Annotated in this window: 22 protein-coding genes; 14 read left to right on the forward strand and 8 right to left on the reverse strand. The window is 63.7% G+C overall.

Features of this window, described 5'->3' with window-relative positions:
* The first annotated feature begins 73 nt into the window (after positions 1–73).
* From sphantq_RS19500 to sphantq_RS19520, 5 genes are all read left to right on the forward strand, one after another.
* Complete coding sequence (locus sphantq_RS19500) at positions 74–526, forward strand: hypothetical protein (protein ID WP_242495986.1); 453 nt, start codon at positions 74–76, stop codon at positions 524–526.
* 118 nt (positions 527–644) lie between these two features.
* Entirely contained in the window at positions 645–1,481 is an 837-nt protein-coding gene (locus sphantq_RS19505; protein ID WP_066607700.1) for an SDR family NAD(P)-dependent oxidoreductase, read from the forward strand.
* 20 nt (positions 1,482–1,501) lie between these two features.
* Complete coding sequence (locus sphantq_RS19510; RefSeq protein WP_129926232.1) at positions 1,502–3,079, forward strand: phytoene desaturase family protein; 1,578 nt, start codon at positions 1,502–1,504, stop codon at positions 3,077–3,079.
* An 11-nt stretch (positions 3,080–3,090) separates the two neighbouring features.
* On the forward strand, positions 3,091–4,185 hold the full coding sequence (locus sphantq_RS19515) for a phosphotransferase (protein ID WP_129926231.1): 1,095 nt from the start codon (positions 3,091–3,093) through the stop codon (positions 4,183–4,185).
* Positions 4,186–4,203: 18 nt separating this feature from the next.
* Positions 4,204–5,340 (forward strand): epoxide hydrolase family protein, encoded by a 1,137-nt coding sequence (locus sphantq_RS19520; protein ID WP_272800468.1) that lies wholly within the window; start codon positions 4,204–4,206, stop codon positions 5,338–5,340.
* A gap of 5 nt (positions 5,341–5,345) precedes the next feature.
* On the opposite strand, the gene sphantq_RS19525 is transcribed toward sphantq_RS19520, so the two are convergent.
* Genes sphantq_RS19525 through sphantq_RS19535 form a run of 3 tightly spaced genes read right to left on the reverse strand, consistent with a single transcriptional unit; the run spans position 5,346 to position 7,972 of the window.
* On the reverse strand, positions 5,346–6,173 hold the full coding sequence (locus sphantq_RS19525; protein WP_272800469.1) for an SDR family NAD(P)-dependent oxidoreductase: 828 nt from the start codon (positions 6,171–6,173) through the stop codon (positions 5,346–5,348).
* 39 nt (positions 6,174–6,212) lie between these two features.
* Positions 6,213–7,580, reverse strand: coding sequence for a phosphotransferase (locus sphantq_RS19530; protein ID WP_129926229.1), 1,368 nt, complete (start codon positions 7,578–7,580; stop codon positions 6,213–6,215).
* Positions 7,577–7,972 (reverse strand): nuclear transport factor 2 family protein, encoded by a 396-nt coding sequence (locus sphantq_RS19535; RefSeq protein WP_272800470.1) that lies wholly within the window; start codon positions 7,970–7,972, stop codon positions 7,577–7,579. Before sphantq_RS19535 ends, sphantq_RS19530 begins: the two co-directional genes overlap by 4 nt.
* Positions 7,973–8,134: 162 nt before the next feature.
* Between sphantq_RS19535 and sphantq_RS19540 the strand changes: the two genes are divergently transcribed.
* From sphantq_RS19540 to sphantq_RS19550, 3 genes are read left to right on the forward strand one after another with little or no spacing between them, the layout of a single operon-like run.
* Positions 8,135–8,836, forward strand: a complete 702-nt coding sequence (locus sphantq_RS19540; RefSeq protein WP_129926228.1) for a hypothetical protein — start codon at positions 8,135–8,137, stop codon at positions 8,834–8,836.
* On the forward strand, positions 8,833–9,420 hold the full coding sequence (locus sphantq_RS19545; protein WP_066607654.1) for a cytochrome c oxidase subunit 3: 588 nt from the start codon (positions 8,833–8,835) through the stop codon (positions 9,418–9,420). Before sphantq_RS19540 ends, sphantq_RS19545 begins: the two co-directional genes overlap by 4 nt.
* The gene (locus sphantq_RS19550) at positions 9,417–9,662 is read left to right on the forward strand and encodes a cytochrome C oxidase subunit IV family protein (RefSeq protein WP_066607652.1); all 246 of its coding nucleotides are present in this window, start codon (positions 9,417–9,419) and stop codon (positions 9,660–9,662) included. The genes sphantq_RS19545 and sphantq_RS19550 overlap by 4 nt, the downstream gene beginning before the upstream one ends.
* A 9-nt stretch (positions 9,663–9,671) precedes the next feature.
* On the opposite strand, the gene sphantq_RS19555 is transcribed toward sphantq_RS19550, so the two are convergent.
* From sphantq_RS19555 to sphantq_RS19575, 5 genes are all read right to left on the reverse strand, one after another.
* Positions 9,672–10,451, reverse strand: coding sequence for an SDR family NAD(P)-dependent oxidoreductase (locus sphantq_RS19555; protein ID WP_272800471.1), 780 nt, complete (start codon positions 10,449–10,451; stop codon positions 9,672–9,674).
* Positions 10,448–12,094 carry an FAD-dependent oxidoreductase gene (locus tag sphantq_RS19560; RefSeq protein WP_272800472.1) on the reverse strand — a complete coding sequence of 549 codons (1,647 nt, stop codon included), beginning with the start codon at positions 12,092–12,094 and terminating at the stop codon, positions 10,448–10,450. Before sphantq_RS19560 ends, sphantq_RS19555 begins: the two co-directional genes overlap by 4 nt.
* Before the next feature lie 39 nt (positions 12,095–12,133).
* Positions 12,134–13,192, reverse strand: a complete 1,059-nt coding sequence (locus tag sphantq_RS19565) for a hypothetical protein (RefSeq protein WP_066607646.1) — start codon at positions 13,190–13,192, stop codon at positions 12,134–12,136.
* On the reverse strand, positions 13,185–14,210 hold the full coding sequence (locus tag sphantq_RS19570) for an LLM class flavin-dependent oxidoreductase (RefSeq protein ID WP_129926225.1): 1,026 nt from the start codon (positions 14,208–14,210) through the stop codon (positions 13,185–13,187). The genes sphantq_RS19565 and sphantq_RS19570 overlap by 8 nt, the downstream gene beginning before the upstream one ends.
* Positions 14,211–14,305: 95 nt before the next feature.
* Positions 14,306–14,989, reverse strand: coding sequence for a TetR/AcrR family transcriptional regulator (locus tag sphantq_RS19575; RefSeq protein ID WP_272800473.1), 684 nt, complete (start codon positions 14,987–14,989; stop codon positions 14,306–14,308).
* A 147-nt stretch (positions 14,990–15,136) separates the two neighbouring features.
* Between sphantq_RS19575 and sphantq_RS19580 the strand changes: the two genes are divergently transcribed.
* Genes sphantq_RS19580 through sphantq_RS19605 form a run of 6 tightly spaced genes read left to right on the forward strand, consistent with a single transcriptional unit; the run spans position 15,137 to position 22,469 of the window.
* The gene (locus sphantq_RS19580; protein WP_272800474.1) at positions 15,137–16,759 is read left to right on the forward strand and encodes a GMC family oxidoreductase; all 1,623 of its coding nucleotides are present in this window, start codon (positions 15,137–15,139) and stop codon (positions 16,757–16,759) included.
* Positions 16,756–18,246: an aldehyde dehydrogenase family protein gene (locus tag sphantq_RS19585; protein WP_066607638.1), complete on the forward strand. Its 1,491-nt coding sequence runs from the start codon at positions 16,756–16,758 to the stop codon at positions 18,244–18,246. The genes sphantq_RS19580 and sphantq_RS19585 overlap by 4 nt, the downstream gene beginning before the upstream one ends.
* A gap of 3 nt (positions 18,247–18,249) precedes the next feature.
* Positions 18,250–19,410: a sulfotransferase family protein gene (locus tag sphantq_RS19590; protein WP_272800475.1), complete on the forward strand. Its 1,161-nt coding sequence runs from the start codon at positions 18,250–18,252 to the stop codon at positions 19,408–19,410.
* On the forward strand, positions 19,397–20,575 hold the full coding sequence (locus sphantq_RS19595) for a hypothetical protein (RefSeq protein ID WP_272800476.1): 1,179 nt from the start codon (positions 19,397–19,399) through the stop codon (positions 20,573–20,575). The genes sphantq_RS19590 and sphantq_RS19595 overlap by 14 nt, the downstream gene beginning before the upstream one ends.
* Positions 20,557–21,324 carry an SDR family NAD(P)-dependent oxidoreductase gene (locus tag sphantq_RS19600; protein WP_272800477.1) on the forward strand — a complete coding sequence of 256 codons (768 nt, stop codon included), beginning with the start codon at positions 20,557–20,559 and terminating at the stop codon, positions 21,322–21,324. Before sphantq_RS19595 ends, sphantq_RS19600 begins: the two co-directional genes overlap by 19 nt.
* A gap of 38 nt (positions 21,325–21,362) precedes the next feature.
* The gene (locus tag sphantq_RS19605; protein WP_272800478.1) at positions 21,363–22,469 is read left to right on the forward strand and encodes a phosphotransferase; all 1,107 of its coding nucleotides are present in this window, start codon (positions 21,363–21,365) and stop codon (positions 22,467–22,469) included.
* The last annotated feature ends 123 nt before the right edge of the window (positions 22,470–22,592 follow it).

Here is a 22,592-nt window from a genome sequence, read left to right on the forward strand (position 1 = left end):
TATGCTGCGCCTTCGCGCTTGCGCCTGTCGGTTGGTAGGGCCCGCACAAAGAGGTGCGCGATAGGGCAAGATCATGAATTGCCCGAAATGCCGCGCGCCGATCAACGGTTTTGGAAAAGGCTGCATCGCGTGCGGTCATAGCGGCAGCGATCTGCGCCGCGCCTTATTATGGACGCTGGTGCCCACCGGAATGATCGCCGCCACGCTGGGGCTGTCGATCGCCATTGCCGAAGCGCATCGCACCGGCAGCAGCCGCAACAGGCACAGCAACGCCATAGAGGCGAGAGACGCGGCGGGACGCACGCAGGCCTTTGCTAAGCTGATGCACGATGCGGGCGAGGTCTGCACATCGACGAATCGGTCGCTGTTTCGCGGCGACATCGGCGCCAACGCGGTATGGGCGATCGGTTGCGGCGACACGGGCGACTGGATGATCCTGATCGCGAACAATGGGACGACGCGCGTGTCGCAATGCGGGCCGATGGAAAAGGCGGGCACGCCTTGCTGGACGCCGCTGGATTCCTAAGCGGCATAGCGACCGCCCTTCCGCACGATAGGCCGCGCGAAGACATTCGCCTTATAGTGTTCCGCCAAAGCCGTGAAAGGCCGCAAAATGGCCGGCGCCAAGAGAGGACTGATACCCGATGCGTAAAATCGACCTGCCCGCTTTCGATTCCGCTGCCTTTGCCGCATCCTATGGTCCCTGGGCCATCATCGCCGGAGCGTCTGAGGGAACGGGCGCCTGTTATGCGCAGCAGTTAGCAGCAATGGGCATCAATCTTGTGCTGGTATCCCGCCGTCTGCCTGCGCTCGAAGCGCTGGGCCAGCAGCTTGCCAACGACCATGGCATCGTATTTCGGGCGATTGCGGCCGACCTTACCGAAGCCGGCGCGGGCGGGCGCCTGGTCGAAGCGACCGCCGATCTCGACATTGGCCTTTATATCTCCAACGCTGGTGCGGACGGCGCGGGCAACAGCTTCTTTGGCGCGCCGGTGGAACGGTCGCTGCGGCTGCTGACCATGAATGCCGCCAATGTGCTGGAGGCGGTCCATGGCTTTGGCAATCGCTTCCTGGCGCGGGGCAAAGGCGGCGTCATCATCATGTCGTCCGGCGCTGGCCTAGGCGGACAGCCCTGGCTTGTCATGTATTCGGCCACCAAGGCGTTCGAACTGAATTTCGTCGAGTCGCTCTGGGCCGAGCTGGATGGCCAGAATATCGACATTGTCGGCGTCGCCGCGCCGATCATGGACACGCCGACCTTGCGCCGCGCGACCGAAGGGCTGGGGATGGACTATAGCATCGCCTATGATCCCTCCGACGTGTGCGCATTGGCGCTGGCCAGCTTGGGCAAGGAACCGCTGGTGATTGTGCCGGACGGGCCGGACGAAGCAAAAATTCCCCAGATTCAAGCCGATCGCAAGACGCGCCTGGTCGCGCTGGCCGAATGGGGCAAGGCCTATACCGCCGCCGCCACTGCCTGAAGCAGCAAAGGACAGAGAGCATGACCGATCAGGTGGACGTCGTCGTCATTGGAGCGGGCCATAATGGCATGGCCGCCGCAGGCTATCTGGCGCGCCAGGGCAAGAAGGTCGTCGTGGTCGAACGCATGGCGAAGGTCGGAGGGATGACCAGTTCGGGCTATATGATCCCGGAAGCGCCCGAACATCTGGTCACGCCCTGCGCGGTGGAACTGCTGTTCGCGCGCAAATCGGGCATAATCGAGGATTTCGAGCTGGCCAAATATGGCCTCAAGACCGTCGATCCCGATCCGACCTATGCCTATCTGCACCCCGATGGCAGTTCCATCGCTTTATTCTACGATTACAAACGCACGGCCGAGGATATAGCCCGGATCAGCCGCAATGACGGCAAGGCCTATCTAAAGTTCATGGAGACGCTGAACGTCATGATGGACATCGGTTTTCCGATGATGATGGCGGAACCGGGTCGCCCGGACATGAAGAACCTGTCCAAGATGATCGGCAGCGCCGTGCGCAACGTACGGTTGAAGGATGAACTGGTCGCCATGTCGAAAGCGACCGCCGATCAGGTCGCGTGCGAACGGTTCGAACATCCCGCCACCATCGCCCTGCTGCTGGGCATCGCGGCAGGTGCCGGGCCAGTCGATGATGATGGCAATGCAGCGGCCTATATGATCTTTGCCGTCACCCATAAATATGGGACCGGCAAACCGATCGGGTCGCTCCAGTCCTTTTCCGACGCGCTGGCGCGCAGCATCGAAGCGTCCGGCGCGACGATACAGCTTAACGCCCCCGTCGCCGAAATCATCGTCGATGATGGTGCGGCCAAGGGCGTGCGGCTGGAGGATGGCCGGGTAATCCGCGCCAAGATGGTCATCGCCACCTGCGACCCGCGCACCGCCATGCGCCTGACGACGCCGGGCGGGGTCGATCGCACATTGATGCAGCGGATCGAACATGCGCCAGCCAATCGCTCGAACGCCGCGCCGTTCCTGGCCAATATCGCCATGTCGGGACCGCTCACATTGAAGAAGCATCAGGATTTGCGGCATGACGATGCGGACCTGAACAAGGCGGTCGGCCTGATCGGCACCCCCGAAGAAGTGCGCGAATCCTTCGCCACCGCGCGGCGCGGCGACATTCCCGACCGGCACGCCATGTCGCTCAGCCCGCTGTCGAACAGCGACCCGACGCAGGCGCCGCCGGGCGGATCGCTGGCCTATGTCTATCTGCCGGGCATGGCGGTGGATGCCCGCGAGGGCTGGTCGCCGGCACTCAAGGACAAGACCATGTCCTCGATCATCAACCATCTGGGCGAATATTATGACGGACTGGACACCGAAGTAGGGCGCTTCGTCGAAACCGCGCGGGAGCGGGAAAAGCGGCTGAACGTCACCAATGGCTGCGTCACCCATATCGATTTCGGCGCGCTGCGGTCGGGCGTGCATCGCCCTGCCACCGGCTTTGGCGGTCCCAAGCCGCCCTTCCCCGGATTTCTGATCGGCGGCGCGGGCGCGCATCCGGGTGGCGGCGTGTCGGGCATTGCCGGCCGCATTGCGGCCAACCGCGCGCTGCGCGAACTCAAGAAAATGAAATAAGGGATGATGCCATGACAAGTCTCGCAAATCCGGTCGGCATCCCCGCCCGGCTGGACGATGTGACTGCCGACTGGCTGACGCAAATCATGCAGTCGCGCTATCCCGGCATTGTCGTCGAGGATATGGAACAGGTTTTCCTGCGCAATAGTCACACGACCAAATATCAGGTGAAGCTGACGCTCAACGATGTCGGCAGGGCGGCGGGCATCCCAGAAAATGTCTGCCTGAAAGCCAATTGGGCGCAGTTCGAAAGCCAGGGCATCTGCCGGCTGGAAGCCCGCTTCTACGAGGATTTTCGCCGTCTCGTCGCCTTCCCCGCGCCCCGTTCCTTCTTCGAGGCGTGGGATCCGCGCGAGGATAGCGGGCAGGGACTGGTCGTGATGGAGGATTTGTCGATCGAGGGCGGCCATTTCGGCGTCTCCACCGACCATATGGGGGTGGAGGAAGCCGCACGCGCCGTCGCCAGCCTGGCGAAAATCCATGGCGCCTTCTGGGACAGCCCGGTGCTGCACGCAGCCGACTGGCTGCCCGTATCGATGGAGACGCCGGTGGACGCGCAGCAACTGCACATGATGTATAGCTTTGCCGAGAAGAACCACGTAAAGCCGGAATATCAGGCATTCCTGCCCGGCTGGATCAAGGGCGACCTGTCGCGCCTGCATACCGTGTTCGACGCGCTAATTGACTTTGCGCAGCATAAGGAACAGGGTCCATGGTGCTTGGTCCATGGTGATAGCCATCAGGGCAACAGCTATCTGCGCCCCGATGGCGAGCGCGTATGGCTCGACTGGCAACTGGTGCGCAAGGGGCGGCCGATCCGCGACTTCACCTATTTCGTTCTGGGCGCGCTGACGATCGAAGAGCGACGCGCAAACGAACGCGACCTGTTGCGCCATTATCGCCGCTGCCTGGTCGAAACCGGGGCGCAAAATGTGCCGGACGATGAGACATTGTGGGAATATTATCGCCGGTGGCCGCCCTATGCGATGCAGGCGTGGATCGCGAATATGGACGAGTGGGGCCAGAAGGGGATGCACATCGTCGAGCGCATCTTCGTCGCTGGCGAGGATCTGCGAACGGTCGAAGCGCTGGGCGTCACCTTCTAACGATCAGGGGAAAGCGCCATGTCGGATTCCATCACGCCCTTTACCGTCGCCGTGCCGCAGGATGCGTTAGACGATCTGCACCAGCGTATCAGCAACACGCGCTGGCCCGCGACGGAGACGGTTACGGACTGGAGCCAGGGCTCGCCGATCGCCGCGATGCGCGACCTGTGCGCCTATTGGGCCAATGGCTATGACTGGCGGCGGTGCGAAGCGGCGCTCAACGCCCTGCCCCAGTTCATGACACAGATCGACGGCCTGTCGATCCACTTCCTGCATGTGCGCAGCCCCCGTCCCGATGCCGTGCCGCTGATCCTAACTCACGGCTGGCCCGGATCGGTGCTGGAATTCATGAAGGTCATCGGGCCACTCAGCAACCCTGCGCCCGACGCGCCCGCCTTCCACCTCGTCATCCCCTCGCTGCCCGGCTATGGTTTTTCCGACAAACCCGCCGCGACTGGATGGGGCGTCGAAAAGATCGCCGATGCCTGGATCACCCTGATGCGGCGGCTGGGCTATGATCGCTTCTTTGCACAAGGCGGCGATTGGGGCGCGGCGGTCACGACCGCCATCGCCATGGCCGCGCCCCCGGAACTGGCGGGCATCCACCTCAACATGCCGCTTGTCTTTCCCGAAGCTGGCGACTTTGCCGACCTGACCCCCGCCGAGGCCAGGACGGTCGAGCGGATGCAATATTATCAGGACCATGATGCCGGCTACGCCAAGCTGCAAGGGACAAGGCCGCAGACGATCGGTTACGCTCTGGCCGATTCCCCGGTCGGGCAGGCAGCCTGGATTTACGAGAAGTTCCAGGCGTGGACCGATAATGAAGGTGCGGCAGAGGACGCGCTGTCCCGCGACGAGATGCTGGACATCATCAACCTCTACTGGCTGACCAACAGTGCCGCGTCATCGGGGAGACTCTATTGGGAAAGCGCTGGCGCATTCAAGGCGCAGCGACTCGACCTGCCGGTCGGCGTCAGCATCTTCGCACAGGAAATCTTCCGCCCGTCGCGCCGCTGGGCGGAACGCAGCTATCCCGATCTGGTCCATTGGAACGAGCTGCCCGTCGGTGGCCATTTTGCCGCGTTCGAGCAGCCTGACCTGTTCGCCGCAGAATTGCGCGCCTGCTTTGGCGCGATGCAGGCCCGCACCTGAAGGCATCAGGGCAGAAAGGCTATCGGCGCGCCCATGGTCGCGCGATAGGACACAGGTTGCTTGCCGTCGGTATCGCGCACGCCATAGCGCTCGCCCAGTTCCGCACCGATCAGCGCCTTACCCGAAAGGGCGGTAAGGCCGGGATCGTCCATCAAGCGATCAAGGACCAAACCGGAAAATTCCGGCGTCTCCCAAGTTGGCAGCATCGCGCGCAAGTCTTCGGGCAGCATGTCGGGCGGCATGGCGCGCACCGCATCGGTCAGGATGAAACCGGGCCATAGCGATATGGCCGACACGCCGTGGGGGGCGAGGTCGATCGCCATGTCAGCGGTCATCTTGTCGGCCCCTGCCTTCGCTGCGCCATAGGCCGGTCCATGGAAATATGACACTGCGCCATAAAAGGATATGGTCGCGATAAGCCCCCGGCCGGCCGCGACCATCAGCGGCGCGGCATGATAGGCAGCGACATAGGATGACCGCAGACCCACATCGATCATGTCCGCCAGCTTGAGCGATTTTTCCCAAAAGCCGCCCGGCGCGATCAGGTCCATGGCATGAACGGCGGCGGCATTGTTGACCAGCAGATCCAGTCGCCCTCCTGTCCTGTCCGCCAGTGTCGCAAAAGCCGCCGCTACCGCATCGTCATCGCGATGGTCGCATGGCAGCGCCAGCCCCCTGCCCCCTGCGCGGTCGATCTCTGCCACCACATCGGCCAGCTGCGCGGTGTCACGGCCGGTGACCGCGACAATATGTCCGCACGCGGCAAGCCCACGCGCGATCCCGCGACCCAGCCCACGCGTGGCCCCCGTCACCAGCACTATCTTGTCGCTCATCCTTATCCCTCTCTCCGTCCAGCCCGATAGAGCGCATAATCAGCGTGTCGCGGGCAACACCACATGGCTCGCCGCCGCCCCCAGCGCGGTGGGACCAAAGAGCTGGAGCCGCCGCCCCTCAATCGTGCCTAGCAGACGAATGAGCGCAGCGTCCTGGTCCGGCTCCACCGCGCTCGCATATCCCTCCAGCGCTGCGGCAGCCGCATCCCAGCCATCGAAGGACTCGCCTAGCAGCGCGGACACATCCGCGATGTTGCGCGCGACCATGTCCGCCCCATGGGCATCGGCGCGCTGTGCCCATTCGATCAATTCGGCGACCTGCGCCTTCTGCATCTGCGCGCCTTCGTCAGACACCGGCACCCCGGCCAGCGTATCGGCGATCTTGGCCATCAAGGGGCAATTGTCGCCCCGCTGTTCGGCCAACGGAGGCAGATCAGGCAGTGCGACACCGGAAAGGGCCGACAGCGCCAGCAGGATGGACCGGCGCAGCGCCAGGTCGAACATCAGATAGACCGAATGGGGATCGCCCGGTTTGGGCACGCCCACCGTGCCGGCAAACTGCATGGTTCCCAGCAGCGAAAATTGCAGCACATGGAACAGCACGACATCATGATCCACCGGCTCCCCGGTCGCTTCCTCATAATAACGGACCAGTTCAGGCAAGGGGGCGCCCAGCGGCTCATAACTGTTGCGCATCCCCATCGTGGCAATATCGACCAAGGGATCGCCGATCATGGAAAATTCGAAGTCGTACAGCTTTGTCATCGCGCCCTGATCGACCAGATATTGCCCGGAATCGAACTGGATGAAGCTGGCCTGGGTGCGATGACGCGGCACATTGCGGCGCAGCCAGCCGATGACGAAGGCCAGCAGCGGTTCGGGACGGCTTTTCGTTCGCTGATAATGCGGCATATAGGCGTCCAGCCCCGCCAGCGCGATCGCCTCCGCGCCTTCGGGGCGATGCAGGCCAGCGGCGACGAATGGCTCGATCGGCAGCCGGTGCATCGCCGCGATCGCGTGCATATAATCACGCCCGATCGCGCTTTTGGTTGTTTCGTCCAGCGCGGAAAAATCGCGCGTGCCCGCAATGGCTTCCATGACGATACAGGGCGGGTCGGCCAGATAACCATGGATTTGCGGCACGGGCAGGCCGTGCTGGTGAAGAATGTCGATCACATCGGCCTCCCGCTTGAGATCGGGAAAGATCGAAACGTCGCCGCCCCGGTCGCCGCGCAGATGCAATCGCGCCACCGCACCGTCGATCGCCACATCGGCAAACCAGGACGGACGCCAGCGCACCAGCCGTTCCAGACCGACGACTTTGCCACCCGTCAGTTTTTCGACAAAATGCGTGATCCGTTCGACGGCGGCATCGTCATATTCGTTCAGAGGGACAGGGCCGCTCATCGTCCGGTTCCTTCCGGCGCGAAGGCTTCAGCGGCTGCGCGCGTATCCATATATTCACGTCCCGACACGATCTGCCCGTCGCGTATAACCAGAAGATTATGATATTCGTTGCGATAGACCCGGTCGGGAAAGTGCATTTCGCCCCGCACCTCGATCGCCACTCTTTCCCCTTCCGCCGTGATGCCCACGACTTGCGCCATCCGTCGATGCGCCGACAGCAAACCGCTGGTCACGCTGGCGATAAAGTCGGCACGGCTCATGTCGCCATAGCCCAATATCCACCACTGGCAGTCGGGATGCTGCAAAGCCTCCAGCGTTGCGATATCCCCGTCCTCGACCGCCTGCATATATTGGCGGGCGACCGCCTTGTTCGCTTCGATGTCCTGCATCATCCTCTCCCGCGATCAGCGCCGCATCCATGGTGCGCGGTCGGCTCTGCTTCTCTGTGCAGGCAGCAGCGGTCGGCATAACCCTATCGGAGGGCGGGTGGCCTGCGCTTCCCGGCTGGCAATTTCACGCCGGGCGCGCAATCCACGCGCCGGGGGAGGAAAGCCATGGGCGGCAACAGCCTGACGATGAAGATATGCACCCTGATGGGCGCGCTGGCCGGAACATTGTTGTTCCTGGGCATATGGCCGCTGGCGCAGATGTTTCCGCCGCTGCCCCCGTCCATGCCCGCCGCCCAGGTGGCCGATTTCTATCGCGCGCACCAGACGGGCATATTGACCGGCGGGATATTGATCGCCGCTTCCTCGCCGCTATTCTTTCCCTTCGCGGCGGCGATCGCGACCTTTCTGAAGAAGATCGAGGGCGAACATGCGCCGCTGACTTTAGCCTTCCTGATGATCTGTGCGGCAGGCTTCGTCACCGTCTTTCTGGCCGGGCTGTTCTTCACCGTCGCAGCCTACCGCCCGGACTATCCCGACACGACGATCGCGATCATGAGCGACATCGCCTTTTTCCTGTTCGTGATGCCCGCCGTTCCGGCTTTCGTTCAGAATATCGTGACCGGCATCGTCATTCTGGGCGACCGACGGGCGCAACCGGTGCTGCCACGCTGGCTGGGCTATATGAACCTGTGGACCGGGGTGCTGTTACTGCCCGGCCTGGCAGTCGGCCTGTTCAAGGTCGGTCCCTTTGCGTGGAATGGCGTTCTGGCTTTCTGGGTGCCGGCGGTGGTGTTCGCCATCTGGTTCAACCTGATGATCGTCGCGATGCTGGGTGCGATCCGGCGTGACGCCTTGACGCAGGCATGAACGAGGAGGCAATCCACCCGCCGCGCCGCGCCGCACGCGGCCATGTGCCGGGCGAAGAAGGCGTCTGGGTCTTCATCGGGGGCGATCTGGTCGCCTTCGCTATTTTCTTCATGACCTACGCAGTCGCCCGGCGTCAGGAGCCGGCCCTGTTCGATCGCGCGCAGGCATTGCTTGATCGAGGGCTTGGCCTGCTCAACACATTGCTGCTGCTAACCAGTAGCCTGCTGGTCGCGCAGGCGTTGGCGGCGGTACGGCGCGATGATCGCCGCGCGCGTCCGCTCCTCTTGGGGGCGATGGCGCTAGGCACCGGCTTCGTTATCGTCAAGGCGTGCGAATATAGCGCGAAGATCGCGCAGGGTTTCACGCTCAACAGCAACGATTTTTCCATCTTTTACTATATGTTTACCGGCATTCATTTGGTCCACGTCTTGATCGGCCTGGGCGTTTTAGCCTTTGCGGTGTCGCGGTTCGACAACAGGGGCGCGTTACGCGGCGGCATCGGCGTGATCGAAGGCGGCGGCGCCTTCTGGCATCTCGTCGATCTGCTGTGGATCATCCTGTTTGCACTGTTGTATCTGGTATGAGCCGCCGTCTCACGCTGATCTGGGCCTTGCTGGTCGCCGCCACGCTGCTGTCTTTTGAAACGATGGGGTTGGGCGACGCCAGGATCGGCGGCGCGCTGATCCTGCTCCTCGCCTTCGCCAAAGTGCTGCTGGTCGGCCGTGAGTTCATGGAATTGCGCCATGCGCCGCTGATGCTGCTCTGGCTGTTCCAGGGCTGGGTGGCGGTCACAGGTGCGGCTCTGGCCTGCCTTCTCATCTTTTAGGACATTGCGCTATTTCGCGCTCCACCCGCCATCGACCGGCAGCACTTGCCCCGTCACCATCGCGGCCGCGTCGGAACAGAGCCACAAGATCGTGGCGGCCTGTTCTTCGGGCGTAATGGCGCGGCGGATCGGCTGGTTCGTCACCAGATCGGCAATGATCGCCTGCGCTATGTCCTCACCGGCTGTCTTATATGCCTCCGTCGGCACCACGCCGGGCGCAATGCAGTTCACTCGCACTCCGCGATCGGCATAGGCGACGGCTGCAAATTTGCTCAGGCGGATCACGCCCGCCTTCGCCGCAGCATAGGCCGCGCCCGCCGCGCCGACATGCAGCAGGGCCGCGAGCGAGGTGATGTTGACGATCGCACCGCCACCATGGTCGATCATATGGGCGATCTGATGCTTCATGCCCAGAAAAACACTGTTCAATGACAGGCGCTGGGTAAAGTCCCAGCCGTCGAGCGGCTGGAGATGCAGGTCGGGGCCCGTCGCGCTGATTGTGGAGCCACCCGCGATGTTGGCGGCGACATGCAGGCCGCCGAAATGATCGACAGCTTCACGAACCAGCGCGGCGACCTCAGCCTCCACAGTGGCATCGGCACGGCGGAACAGAACGTCATGCCCCTGCGCGCGCAAGTCCGCCGCCGTCGCCTCTCCGCCGTCGGCATTGATGTCGGCCATCAATACATGCGCGCCTGCCTGCGCAAAGGCCGTCGCCGTCGCCTGACCGATGCCCCCTGCCGCTGCCGTCACCAACGCAACCTTGCCTGAATAATCGTAGCGGATCACTCTTCTTCTCCCTGCTGCCTGGTCATGGCCAGCGCGGCGCGATGGCCGTAAAGCATCCCGCGCATGTTCGCGATGCCGCTATTATATCCCCCGCCCCAGTCGAGCCACGCGGCCGCATTGCCCGCCGCATACAGGCCGCAGATGGGTTTGCCATGGGGGTCGATCACCTGCCCGTCCATGTCGATCGGCAATCCGGCGGTCGGCACGCCCATCGTCACCCGCATCAGCGGCACGGCATGGAAGGGCGCGCGCGCAATCGGGGCCATGTTGGGATGTGGCAGGCGCGGGTCGCCGGTCATGATCCGGGGCCAAGGCATTTTGCCCCTGCCAAAATCATGATCGACGCCATCTGCGCAAAAATCGTTGAAAGACTCCACGGTAGCGCACAGGCCAGGCAGGGCAATTCCGGTCTTGCCGGCCAATGCCTCAAGCGTCGGCGCGGAAATCGCCATGCCATCGGGCAAGGGCTGGCCGGGCCATGCCGGCAGCAGGCCATATTTGTCGAGCATGTCCTGATCGAAGATGATCCAGGCGGGCCAATTCGCCAGCCCGCCTTCCTGCCCGTCGAACCGCGCCACCCGCGTCGCCAGATCGGGATAGAAGCTGTCGTCGGCGAAACGCTGGCCCTTGCGATTGACGACGATGCTGTGGGGTGCGCCCGGCAACCACATCCGTGTCGAAGCTTGGCCATAGATATTTTCCCCCGGCACCGCATAACCGAGGAAGATAGGGGTTTGCGACGGCGCGCGCGCGGGCAAAGGCAGCGCGCCAGCCGCAGCGGCGAGGGCGAAATGATCGCCAGTGATGCTGGGCGGCGCCATGCTGCCAGCCTGCGGCAGGGCATCGAACGCGCGGACAAGATCGGCGCGCCAGTCATAGCCGCCCGTTGCCAGCACGACGCCCAGCCGTGCCTGAATGGCGTGGTCGCCCAAAGCATCGCGCATGATGACGCCCCGCACTTCCCCATCTTCGACGACCAGCCGCACGACTTCGCTCGATGCGTGCAGTGCCACCCCCCGTTCGACCGCCGCGACCACCTGCGCGGCGGCCAGTCCCGCGCCAGCGCACCGCTCGCCCGCCGCCAGATGTTGCGCCAGACGGTCGCCGATGAACGCGCCACCGTCCTGCATGTCGATCCACTCGTTTGACGTCGTATAGCTATAGCCATCGCCATAGGGAGACGCGAGAACGTCGTGGGCCAGATCGCCCAGCCGATCGGCGGCGAATGGCTTTATCTCGACATAGCGCCCTTGCGCCGCTGAACCGTCGACCAGCGGATAATAATAGTCCGGCAAGCCGCGCACCACCTGCATTTCCAGCCCGATGACGTCGGTAAAATAGCGCAATGCCTGCCGGCTATGTTCGAAATAGACGTCGCGCAGGGCGGGGACGGCGAATCCCTGATTCAAATGTCCCAGATATGCGTTGGCGGCGGCCATGCTGTCGGTCATGCCCGCCTCTTCCGCCAGATGGTTGGGGCCAAGCCATAATTGACCGGAAGAAAGCGCCGACACGCCTCCCAGCTGCACGAATTTTTCGAGCACGACGACACGCGCGCCGGACTGTGCCCCCGTCAGCGCTGCGGAAAGGCCCCCGATGCCCGACCCCACGCACACTATGTCGAAAGAGGAATCCCAGTCCATAATCTCTCCCATCGCCGAAGCTATGATCGGGCATCGGCCCTATGCATCGCGACGGACCGCGAGCAGGATGTTGAACGCCTGGCTGCGTTGCGGGTCAGCGGCGATCCGCGCCGAAAGGCGATCAACCAACAGGTCGAGCAGTTTGGCGGCATCGCGTGACGGATCGACGGCGGCGATCAGGTTCGGGCCATTGGCCGCCCGCATCATCGCAGCCCATTGCCGCCCCAGCAGCGCCGCATCGCCCGTTCTCACATAGGCGTCCCAATAGGGATCTGGCGATTCGACCAGCGAGAGATGGTCGATGACCAGTCCGGGCAATCCATTGGACGCAAAGGGTGCGGCGACTTGTTCGATGGAACGACCCGCCGATGGCGCTGTCATCCGCCACGTTTCCGCCATGGTCAGCCACCCTTCCTCTCGTAGCGAGAGGATCGATTGCCAGAAATGCCCGGCCATCCATTCAAAGCCATGACTGTCGGGACCGCGCCCCATAAATTGGCAGATCAGCTGCCCGCCAGGTCGCAACTCGGCCCGGCGCGCCTCCAGGAACCGCAACCAGTCGTCCGCCAGAACGGCATCAACGGCGGCGCGCGCCTCGGCAGATTGGCTGAATATGGCCCAGCCATGATCGTCCACCGCGACAGGACTGTGGCTCATCCAGTGCAATGCGTTGGACGACCAGCCAATATCCACGCTGGACGCGGGCAATATCTGATCGAAATAGGACCGCCCTATTGCGCTGGGGTAAATGCCGTCCCGCCCCGCCATGTAGCTGGCGGGGTCATGGTCCAGCACCGCGAACAGAGAGGCAAAATCGTTGGAAGGCAGGTCGGTATGAACGATCTGGACTGCGCGCGATCCATCCCCGACTCGCACAAGGTCGATGGCAGACCCCATCGGCACCATCGAATTGCGCCCTTGCGATGCGCCATAGTCGACAATGGTGACCGGCCCGTGCGACCGCGCGCCGATGCTGCGCGCTGCCGCTTCCAGCAAGGGGAGCGCGCTTTGCAGATTGGCCTGTTGTAAACCGGAATGGCGATTATAAAGACCGCCTCCCGCCATGGCCGCGACCGGCCGGTGTGCGACGTCAGTCATAAAAGGCGTCGGCAATGCGCTGACCATATATCGCCGATTTTTCGGGCGACAGGCCATAATGGGGGATAACCGGCGTGATCGCGTCTGCCTGCGCCGCGCGTTGCGCCACGCGATCGCGCACCTCGTCACGCGGACCGATGATGGCGATGCTGTTCACCATGGCGTCCGTGCACGCCGCTGTCATCGCCTGATAATCCCCCCGCGCGAACGCAGCCTGTATCGCCGCCGCCTCTCGCCCGAAGCCGATCTCTTGGAAATAACGCAGATATTGGGGCGATTGACTATAATAAGCGATCGTTGCCCGACAATCGTCCGTCGCCTCGCGCCGGTCATCGGAAATGGCGGTGAAGATCGATATATTGAGCGTGAAAGCATCCCGCGCCCGGCCCGACAGGTCCAGCCCAGCCTTGATGGCGGGCATCACTTCCCGATCAATCCAGGCATCGTTCCACAGGGGGTGACCGAGCAACCCGTCGGCGATCTCGGCGGCCTGGGTGCTGGCCTTTTGAAACAGGGCGGGCAGGATGATCGGGATGTGCGCGCGCAGAGGCGGGTGCAGCAGGCGGAAATGGGACAGGTCCAGCCGATGATAGTCGCCGCCCAGTTCCGTCAGTTCGCCGCTATGTCCCTTGGTCACGATGGCGCGGATCATGCCGACAATTTCCCGCATATGGGCGAGCGGCTTGCCATAGACGCTGCCAAAGGAGCCTTCGACCTGGCTCTGCGCGCTGGACCCCAGACCCAGCACGACCCGTCCATCGCTGACAAGGTCAAGATCGATCGCGCTGCACGCCGTTTCGAGCGGACTGCGCACAAAGGCGAGTGCGATGCCCGTCCCCAGCTTGACCCGCTGCGTCGCCGGCGCCACGGCGGCCAATGTCGTGAAGGGCGCACCGAACATCTGCGGCGCCCACAGCCCTTCCACGCCCGCCGCTTCGAGGGATTGAGCGATGCCGACCAGATCCGCGCCGGGCATCGGCATGATCTGCGCCCAGACTGGCTTGCGCCGTTTCGTCATCCGTCTCTCCCTGAATCGCAAAGCCATACGACCGCGCGGGCCTGACTTTTGCCAGCATTGGCAAGAGAGTTAGAAGACGATCGCCTTTACACAGCCTATCCTTGGAAAGGGCAACCCTGGTTCGCCGCCGACCCGGCCGTCCCGTCGTTATCGTCGAAGGGCGGCTGCATCAGCAAGGCGCAACCGGTGGCGATCAAATCCTCCAGATATTGATCGGACTGCGGATAGCGCCCGCCGGTCAGATTGGCGACACGATCGCCATAGCTGACCCCCATCAGGAAATTGGTCACCGCCACGGAAAGGCGCATGGTGAATACCTGATCCGACATATCGGCGCAGCGCGTGCGAAGCGCCTGATGCACCAGGCGAACCGCCGGCTCTTCATGCCTTGTATCAAAGGCTTCATCGAACGGGTCGTTGAGGATCAGATGCAGGATGAATTGCGAATAGATCCAGCGCTGCCGCCCTGCAAACGCGTCCAGCACGGGCAGCAGGAACAGTTCCAGCAAGCCGCGAATGTCGTCCGGCAACTTGGGCAGACGCTGCATCCTTATCATCCGGCAATCATCCACTTCCGCCTGACGAATGTCGTAGATCGCCCGGATCAGGCGGTCTTTCGACCCGAAATGGCGATAGATGGCGGAATTGTTCCCCTGTTTCGCGACACGCAGGATTTCCCGTATCGACGCCCCTTCGATGCCGCGCTCGGCAATGATTTCCTCCACCGCCAGCAGCAATTTCTGCGCGACGGGGCCATGATCTGCAAATCTCGCTTTCATCCCAAAACGCATGGCAAGCCCTCCCCGCCAAGCCAAGCGGAAATATGGCGACGATGACAGCGCGCACCCCCGCCCCCCTATCACAGGACAGGTGGGGCAATGGACAGGTCTGTGGTCTGTAACGTCATGGCGAGGAACCGGAACAACATGATGCTGCATGGCTATGACTATATCATCGTCGGCGCAGGATCATCCGGCTGCGTCCTTGCCAACCGCTTGTCCGCCGATCCCACCGTCACCGTCTTGCTGGTCGAGGCTGGACCCGATGACAATAGCCCCCTGATCGCAATGCCGCGCGGCATCGGCAAATTGCTGGCGCCGGGCAATGCCCATGTCTGGGACTATGCCGTATCGCCGGGCGGCAACGGGCCGCAGGAAATCTGGTTGAAGGGGCGCACGGTCGGCGGGTCGAGTTCGGTCAACGGCATGGTTTATGTGCGCGGCGCGCCCGCCGATTATGACGCATGGGAAGCGGCAGGCTGCACCGGCTGGGGCTGGGACCGGATGGGTCGTCACTTCGTCGCGCTAGAGGATCATGCGCTGGGCGCGAAGCCATGGCGCGGCACTGGCGGGCCGCTGAAGGTCAGCGTCCATCCAGCGGGCGACCCGCTGTGCGAGGCGTTCCTGGACGCGGCGGCGCAGGCCGGGACGCAGCGGGTCGACGACATGAACGACATCCCCGCCGTCACGCAGGGCGGCATGGGCTATCAGCCAACATCCACCTATCGCGGCAAGCGCTTTTCCGCCGCGCGCGCCTTTCTGAAACCGGTGCGGGGACGCGCGAACCTGACCGTGGCGACCGGCACCGACGTCCAGCGCATCCTGTTCGATGGACAACGGACCAGCGGCATCCTGCTGCGCGACAAGCATGGCGTGCATGAGGTTGCGGTACGGCGCGAGATCATCCTGTCGGCCGGCGCGATTCAGAGCCCCAAATTGCTGCAATTGTCAGGCATCGGCCCCCGCGCCCTGCTAGAATCGATGGCCATTCCGGTGGTGGTCGACGCGCCCGGCGTCGGCGCAAACCTGCGCGAACATCGCTATCTGGGTTTCACCTATCAGGTGCGCGGCAACAGCCTGAACCAGAAGCTGTCTGGCCTGGGCCTCATGGGATCGGTCCTGCGCTACATCTCCGGATCGAAGGGCGCGCTGACCCACGCCGCGCATGAAGTGGGTGGCTTCATCAAGACGCAGGCGTCGCCCGACCGGCCCGATGCGCAGATCGGCCTGGGGCTCTATTCCTTCCATACCAATGCCAAGGGCGCGGTGGCGCTGGACCCCTATCCGGGGATGACCGTCATCGCCTATTATCTGCGGCCCGACAGCCAGGGGCAGGTGCGGATCAGTTCCGCCGATCCCGATGCGCCGCCCGTCATCGACGCCAATCACCTGGCCACCGATACCGACCGGCGGCACTTCGTCGCCCTGTTCCGCTGGCTCCGCGATCTGGCCACGCAACCCGCGCTCAAGGACTGGATCGTCGCGGAGACGGGCAAGACCGTGGGCATAGAGACGGACGAGGACATATTGGCCAATGCGATCGGTCTTGGCGGCACGTCCTTCCACATTTGCGGGACGTGCCGGATGGGCGCGGATGCGGACGCCGTACTCGACCCGCAGTTGCGCGTGCGTGGCGTCACCGGCCTGCGCGTGGTCGACACCTCCATCATGCCGACCATCGTGTCGGGCAACACCAATGCGCCAGCCATGGCGATCGCCCTTAACGCTGCGGAGATGATCCTGCGGCCCGGACAGGATATCCACCCATGACCATCCCCTTCACAACGATCGACAAACTCTACATCGACGGCGCATGGGTTGCCGCAGGCGCAGAGCGAGACGCCATCATCAATCCGGCGAGCGAAGCGGTGATCGGCCACGCGCCCGTGGGCGATGCGGCGGAGGCGGAGGCGGCTATCGCGGCAGCGCGCGAGGCGTTCGACAATGGCCTCTGGCCGCGCATGGCGATGTCGGAGCGCGCGACCTATCTGCGCCGGATGCACGCGGCGCTGGACGCGCGACGGCCGCAGATCGTCGCGCTGATCGTGGCGGAGGTCGGCTGCGCGCAGGGCGTGACCCGTGGGATGCAGGTCGCCAACCCGCTCGACCATCTGCTCGCCGCGCTGGACCATTCGACCCGCGACGACAGCGTCCGCCTGCCGATCGACATCACGCCCAACCCGTTCGATCCCGATGGCCCGCGCAAGATGGGAGGGACAACGGTGGTGCGCGAGCCAGTGGGCGTGGTCGCGGGCATCACCGGTTATAATTTCCCTTTTCTCATCAATCTGGCCAAGATCGTGCCGGCGCTGCTGGCGGGCAATACGCTGGTGTTGAAACCCTCCCCTTTCACACCGTTTTCGGCGCTGTTGTTCGGCGAGATTGCCGAGGAAATCGGCCTGCCCAAGGGGGTGCTGAACGTCATCACCGGCGGGCCGAAGGTCGGCACGATGCTGACCAGCGACCCGCGCGTCGACCTGATCAGCTTCACCGGGTCCGAAGGCGTCGGCGCGGCGATCATGGCGCAGGCCGCCCCGACGCTCAAGCGCGTGCATCTGGAACTGGGCGGCAAGTCGGCGCTGATCGTGCGGCACGATGCCGATGTCGCGCGGGCGGCGGCGATGGCGGTCGCCATACTGTCCGTCAATGCGGGTCAGGGCTGCGCGCTCCTTACCCGCCTGGTCGTCCATAACAGCATCCGCAAGGCGTTCGTGGAAACCGCCTGCGCCGTCGCCAGCCATTTCAAGATCGGGGATCCGATCGATCCGTCCGTGGCGATGGGGCCGTTGATCCGCGAATCGCAGCGGAGCAAGGTCGAAAATCTGATCGCCATCGGCCGCGACGAAGGCGCAAAGATCGTCCATGGCGGCGGGCGGCCTGCGGGCCTGGACAAGGGCTTCTTCACCGACATCACGATTTTCGACGATGTCGACAACGCCATGACCATCGCGCAGGAAGAGGTGTTCGGCCCGGTCGGCTGCATCATCGGCTTCGACAGTGACGAGGAAGCGGTCCGCATCGCCAATGATAGCCGCTACGGCTTGAATGGCGGCGTCGAGACGGCGGACGCGGCCAAGGGATACGAAATGGCCCTGCAAATCCGGTCAGGCAGCGTCATGCTGAACGGAGGCACTGGGCGCATGAGCTATGCGCCGATCGGCGGCTACAAGCGATCAGGCGTCGGGCGCGAATACGGTCCCGACTGGCTGCACGAATATCAGAACCAGAAGTCGATATTCTATCCGGTGGGGATCTGAGCCATGGCAACGATCAGCAGCGCCCATGAATTCCCCGACGCCGATACGCTTCTGGACCGCCATCCCCTGCCCGGCTATCTGCGCGACAATGTGAGGCCCGGCCTGACGATATTGCTGGCGTCGATGGCGGAGGACCGCGACCTCAACGCTAACGGTCATGCCCGCGCCCTGCATATCGTCAACGATGACCTGTCGCGCCTGAAAGCCATCGCCGACGATCGCGCGCGCTATCCCGACATTGCCGATGTGGAGATCAGGCAACCACTGTTCATCCTGGGCCTGCCCCGCTGCGGCACCAGTTTCCTCCATGCGTTGATGGATGGCGACCCGCAGATCCGCACCCCGCTGATGTGGGAAGTAGCCGAACCCTCGCCCCCGCCAGAGGCCGCGACGGCGGACACCGACCCGCGCATCGCCCGCTTCGACGCGCATCTGCGCGCGCAGCTGGGCGCGGATGCCGACGAATTGCTGAAGGCCCATCCGCTGGGCGCGATGATACCGCAGGAATGCGGGTCGTTCATGACCACGTCGTTCCAGAGCAGCAATCCCTGCATGTTCCAGCATCTCCCGCGCTTCTACGACTGGTTCAAGGGGATCGACGCGACCTTCCGCTATGAGGTACACAAGATGTGGCTCCAGCATCTGGGCTGGCGCCATCCCGGCAAGCATTGGGTGCTCAAGATTCAGGAGCATATGTACAAGCTGCCCGCATTGCGCAGCGTCTATCCCGACGCAATCTTCATTCAGCCTCATCGCGACCCTACCACCGTCATCGCCTCCATTTCGCAACTGATCAGCGTCATTCGCGGGCCGTCCTACGATAAGCTCGACCTGCACGCGCTGGGGGCCGAATTTCTGCAACTGTGGTGGGACGGGGTGAAGTGCAGCATGGACTATCGTAAGGCGCATCCCGACCTGCCGATCCACGACATGCGCTACAAGGATCTGGTCGCCGATCCGGTCGCCACCATCCGCGCCGCCTACGACCATTTCGGCTGGGACTTCACCCCGGAATCGGAAGCGGGCATCCTTGGCTGGCTGCACGACAATCCGGCGGGCAAGCATGGCGCGCGCAGCTATACGCTGGCCGATTATGGCCTGACCACCGGTCAGGTCAGTGAGCGGTTTGCCGACTATATCGAGACTTACCGTGCCTATATCTGATCCGTCCGCCTGGCGCGGCTGGCTGGAGACGATGGCCAAAGCGGACAGCGTATTGGACAGCTTGGCGGACCCCGCTGACCCGCAGGCACGGGCGGAGGCGCACCGCCTGCTCTTCGCGGCGCTCGCCACTGGTTATCAGACTGCCTTTGCCGACGCCGACCGGCCGGATTTCGTGCCGTCGGTCAGCAATGTCCTGAACACCGTCGGGGTCAATCCCGACTTCATCTATGGCGCGGCGCGGATCGATGGCGGCGGCGTGTATCGGCTGTCGGGCCAGCGGGGCGACGGGGTGTTCATATTCATCGATCTGGTCGCGGGCGGGCTGGGGCCGATGGAGCAACTGGGGCCATCGGTCGGCATGATCGACTTGGACGCCTGCACGCTGGGACCGGACGGGGCGTTCGACATATTGGTCGGTGGCGAACGGCCGGACGGTCATGCGGGCGACTGGTTCCCGCTCGATCCGCGCGCCGTCACCATCGGCCTGCGCCACGCTTATTATGACTGGGGCGTGGGCCAGGAATTGCGCATCGCCATCGAGAGGGTCGACCGGCCCGTGGGCGGCGCACCCATGCCTGCGGCCGAGATCGTGCATCGGCTCGATCGCCTGTCCGCCTTCGTCGAACGCTATGCCGGTTTCGCGCTGGGCTATGGCCAGCAGCAGCGGGCGCAGGGCTTTGTTAACCGCCTAGAATATGACGACTGGGCCGGGCGTGGCGGCGTGGCCGGGCAGCATTATTATCAGGGCATCTTCCGGCTGGAACCGGGCGAGGCGATGATTATCGACACCGCGATGCCCGATCAGGTCCGCTACTGGAATGTGCAGCTGAACGATCCGCTGTGGAACACGATCGACTGGATCAACCACCAGTCGAGCCTGAATGGCGGCCAGGCCGTTCTGGACAGCGACGGGCGGTTTCGCGCCGTGATCGCGATCGACGATCCCGGCGTGCCCAACTGGCTGGACCCGGCCGGGCGACTGGAGGGGTCGCTGATGCTGCGCTGGACCGGCGCGAGTTCGGGGCCGGAGCCGCTGCTGAAAATCGTGCCGGCGGCCAAGATACGCGCGCACCTGCCCAGCGATACGCCCGTGGTGACGCCAGAGCAGCGTGACGAAGCCCTCCGTCGACGTAGGCGCGGGGCGCAATGGCGGCGGCGCTGGTGATGGAATTTGCCGGCAAGGTCGTCCTCGTCACCGGGGCAGGATCGGGATTGGGCCGTGCCGCCAGCCTGGCCTTCGCGCGGGAGGGGGCGGCGCTGTGCCTGTTGGGGCGCAGCGCAGACAAGCTGGACGAAACCGCGCGGTTGATCGGGGAAGCGGGCGGCCGCAGCGTGGAACTGCCCTTCGACCTGGGCCATGCCGATGATTGCGCCGCGTCGATCGCAGCCGCCATTGCGGCGTTCGGGCGGCTGGACGTGCTGTGCAATATCGCCGCCGATGTGATGTTCCACCAACTGTCGGACGTCACGGCCGACGAATGGCATCGCACCATCGCGTCCAACCTGTCCGGTCCCTTCTTCCTGATGCAGGCGGCGATGCCGCATCTGGTCAAAAGCCACGGCAATATCATCAGCGTGGCGTCCACCGCGGGCTTCATGGGCCAGGCCTATCTGGCCCCCTACACCGCGTCCAAATTCGGCCTTGTCGGCCTGACCCTGTCGCTGGCGATGGAGATGATGGACAGTCCGGTCAGGATCAATGTCCTGGCCCCTGGCCCGATGCGGACGGAAATGTTGCAGGGCATGGCGTTTCCTGACTTCGCCGATCCCCGATTGCTGGCCCGCTACACCGGGATGCGGCCGCCCTGCCCGCCAGAGGATGTGGTGGAACCGCTATTGTTCCTGGCGTCTGACCGCGCGCGCCGGGTGCATGGCGCTTGCTGGGCGGTCGATGGCGGGATCATGGCCGGTTAGCCCCGCCGAGATAATATAGCAGAAAAGGATAGCTTTGTATGGCCGACCCACTGGCGCACCCGACATCGGCGGCGGACATCACGCCCGCCTATCTGACCAGGCTGATGGCGCAGGCCGTGCCGGGCGTGACCGTCACTCATGTCGATATGGTGGAGGCCAAGACCTATGGCGAGCAGTTCGTGTCCACGGCGGGGCGCGTGATCGTCAATGTCCGTTATGGGCCGGGCAGTCCGGCGGACCTGCCTACCCGCCTGGTCGTGAAGGTTGCGCGCGGCGTCGACAAGATATTGGCGCCCTTCTACGAAAATGAAGTCAATTTCTACAATCGCGTCCGTCCCGGACTGGACCTGGAGACGCCGCGCAGTTTCGGCGCGGGCTTCGATGCGGTATCGAGCGACTTTGCCATCGTGCTGGAAGACCTGACCCTGCGCGGCGCGACCTTCCCCAGCGTCCTGTCGCCGGTAACGCTCGACAATGTGCGATCCATCCTGTCGCAGCAGGCAAAGCTGCACGCCCGCTTCTGGGAAAGCCCCCGCCTGCGGCCCGGCGGCGATCTGGCCTGGGCGTGCAGCCATGTCGAGGGCAAGGTGGCGGAACTGATGATGGTGGGGGCCGAGCCGCTGATCCAGCATGAGATCGACACGGTGTCATTCAAGCGCGAAATGGTGCAGCGACTGCGCACGACCGGCCCTGCCCTACGCAACGGCACCTTGGCGCTGCACCGGCACCAGCAGAGCCTGCCGCAAACGCTGGTCGAGGGCGACATGCATATCGGTAACAGCTATATATTGCCCGATGGGTCGGGTGGGCTGCTCGACTGGCAACTCACCTGTCGCGGCCATCATATGCATGATGTCAGCTATCTTGTGACGACGGCGCTGTCGGTGGAGGATCGCCGCGCCCATGAACAGGATCTGGTCCGCTTCTATCTCGATAGGCTGGCGGTCGAGGGCGTGGCCGATTGCCCCTCGTTCGAGGAGAGTTTTACCGAGTTTGGCCGCTGCCTGATGTGGGGCGTCTATATCGGCTGGCTGACGACGCCAGTGGTCAATTATGGCTGGGAGATCACTGTCATGAACCATTTTCGCCTGACCACGGCGTTCGAGGATCACGAAACAGCGCGGTTGATAGCACAGGTAGTGTGACAGATCGAGCTTAGCGACGCGCCCCCCGCTCGTCATTGCAGAGGGCAGCGTCGAGGGGTTCGTAACCACGCCACAACCGCAGAGATCACCAGCATCTTCGAGAGAGAGCGCCTGTCTCCCATT

The sequence above is a fragment of the Sphingobium sp. AntQ-1 genome (assembly GCF_028538045.1).
Taxonomy (GTDB): Bacteria; Pseudomonadota; Alphaproteobacteria; order Sphingomonadales; family Sphingomonadaceae; genus Sphingobium; species Sphingobium cupriresistens.